Raw genomic sequence first — 2,138 nt, 5'->3', positions numbered from 1 at the left:
TGAGCCTTGAAACGCTCGCCCGTGTGACCGACAATCCAACCGTCAGGCTGCCCGCCGTGGCCACCTGAACAAGCCCTGACCTCTCCGAGGGTCGGCGCTCCTACACCACGCCGCGGGGCACTATCTCCGACCGTTGGTGCGCGTGATGGGCGGCGGGGATATACGCTTGATTTTGCGCTGAAGGAACGCGCGACGGGACGCTTGTTTGTTAGCGAAATGAAATGCGAGATAGAATTTCAAAACTTCAAGTTCTTCACGCTTGATGGAATCGCTCACCTTGATCATCACACTAAACCGGCATTCTTCGAACTCCTGAAATGCACCAAGCCTGAACCGGAAGATTATTGCGTCGTCAAAGGCAACAAGCTTCGGTATGATGGGGCTGTTTTGATTTGGGGAACGGTCGATCCTGATGCGCGCCAAACGGTGATGCTGGAAAAGGGCTTTCATGATATTTTGGGCATAGATGATATTTGCCGCGATTTGGCGGAATGGTCATGCCCGAAGTATCAAGCGTTTCTTGATCAGCGCCGCGCGTGGTGCGATCAGCTTTTCAACGGTCTGTCAGGATGAGCGATGACCGCGCGCAGATAGATGCGGCGCGCGCCGCGACGGGCTTTTCTGGGCCGATCCCGCACGCGGGCGAGGCATTGCGCCGCGTGACGCGGAATGGGGATTTCTCGGGCATCAGGGCGCGCATGTTGGCCGGGGTCACGCTCACGCCCGAGGAACTGGCGGCGCTGGACGCGCTGGACCGTGGCGACAGGCTGCGGGCCGGCCCGAGAGACCCTGCCACGGGCGCGGCGGAAACGGTGGTTTGCTGGCGCTGGCTGCATGAGCGGGGCGGCTGGACGGCTGCGAATGCCCGGAGCGTGCTGGCCGAAATGATGGGCGTGACGCCTGACGTGATCAAGGCGCGGCTGAACCGTGCGCAGGGCATGGCCCAGAACATCGCCGCGCTGACGTTCGATCTGCACGCGCAAAGGGACGTGACGCCTGCGCTCTTGCGCGACAGGACGCCTGCCGGTCATTGTTCGACATGCAGCAAGGTTCATTGCCGGTGCGATCCTGCGCCACGTCCAGATTTCGCGGACACGTCCGAAGGCGCGACGGTCGCGGTGCTGCTATCGTTTTGGCAACTGCCCTAGGCGTTTTGGGCGGTTCGGTTGATAGGCGGAATGGCGCGGCTCTGATATTATCGTTGAATTTCAATCACGCATGGCGGACGGCTGCACCGCCATAGAAGTTACCGTTCCCAACTCGCTGTAGCCAGCCGCGAACTTGTGTGAATATTGGTCATCATCGGTTCAATTCAAACGGTGGTTCAATGGAGCGCAAATTCGTTTCGGTCAAGTTTCTCACGGAACGTTATGAATGTTCGCGTGAAACGATTTACAAATATATGCGCGATTATGGCTTTCCGCAGCAAATCAAATTAACGCCCGGTTCGGCGCGATGGGATTTGGCGGAAGTTGAAGCGTGGGAAGCTGCGCGTGTCGCTGGATAACGGAAACGCCCGGCAAGGGGTTAACCATGCCGGGCGTCGTTTTATCCCCAGAGGCATAAGGAAATATGCGTCTAAGGGACAGGGATATATTAATCGCCTCGGATGCGCAATCCCTATTGTCAGCAACTTAAAGATGTGCAATGCCTTTATTACCGTTGACTGGGATGAATTGGGCGGGTGCGGACGCGACTTTCCTTTCTAGGATTGCTGCCCCGCCCGTTTCTTCCCGCTGATGGTCGGGGACAGGTTAGGGTGGATGCCCGGCGATCCTATCCCGCTGTGAATGGGTGGATGCCCTAGACCAGCATCGCAAGAGGTTCGCGCCTCTTTTCATCCTGAACAGTCATAAACGGGATTTTCCCCAATGAATACTCACGTCCCTAACGCCGATCAGGCGAATAACTCCGCATATCATCAAGCATCCGCATGGGTGAACGCTCTTACCGGTGATGTGCAAACCGCCGTTTTCAATTGGCGTTTCATTCACGACCAAGACAAGGGGCGCGGGCAGTGTCCCAACACATGGTGTAGGAGGCCGCGCGCGGAGCCTTCGGCGTAGCGCAGCGCGCGGCCGTTGGTGACGCTGGCGGTCACCGTCGATCTTCGGACAAGTTTCGGGTTGCGAGACCTT

3 protein-coding genes are annotated in these 2,138 nt (G+C 57.9%); all 3 read left to right on the top strand.

Annotated elements, in window-relative coordinates; genetic code table 11:
* Positions 1–201 precede the first annotated feature (201 nt).
* The 3 genes from GL284_RS21170 (at position 202) to GL284_RS21160 (ending at position 1,507) form a co-directional block, all read left to right on the top strand.
* Positions 202–573, top strand: a complete 372-nt coding sequence (locus GL284_RS21170; protein ID WP_155046381.1) for a hypothetical protein — start codon at positions 202–204, stop codon at positions 571–573.
* Positions 570–1,148: a hypothetical protein gene (locus GL284_RS21165; RefSeq protein ID WP_155046380.1), complete on the top strand. Its 579-nt coding sequence runs from the start codon at positions 570–572 to the stop codon at positions 1,146–1,148. The genes GL284_RS21170 and GL284_RS21165 overlap by 4 nt, the downstream gene beginning before the upstream one ends.
* A gap of 179 nt (positions 1,149–1,327) precedes the next feature.
* Complete coding sequence (locus tag GL284_RS21160) at positions 1,328–1,507, top strand: helix-turn-helix transcriptional regulator (RefSeq protein WP_155046379.1); 180 nt, start codon at positions 1,328–1,330, stop codon at positions 1,505–1,507.
* Positions 1,508–2,138: the final 631 nt, after the last annotated feature.

It is taken from the genome of Paracoccus shanxieyensis (assembly GCF_009711265.1).
In the GTDB taxonomy this organism is placed as follows: Bacteria; Pseudomonadota; Alphaproteobacteria; order Rhodobacterales; family Rhodobacteraceae; genus Paracoccus; species Paracoccus shanxieyensis.
Note: the sequence above shows the minus strand (reverse complement) of the source record. Positions and strands in the feature narration are given on the sequence as shown.

Bases quoted from the DNA above. Each gene is read 5' to 3' on its own strand.
- GL284_RS21160 (WP_155046379.1), top strand. From the start codon at position 1,328: ATGGAGCGCAAATTCGTTTCGGTCAAGTTTCTCACGGAACGTTATGAA.
- GL284_RS21165 (WP_155046380.1), top strand. From the start codon at position 570: ATGAGCGATGACCGCGCGCAGATAGATGCGGCGCGCGCCGCGACGGGC.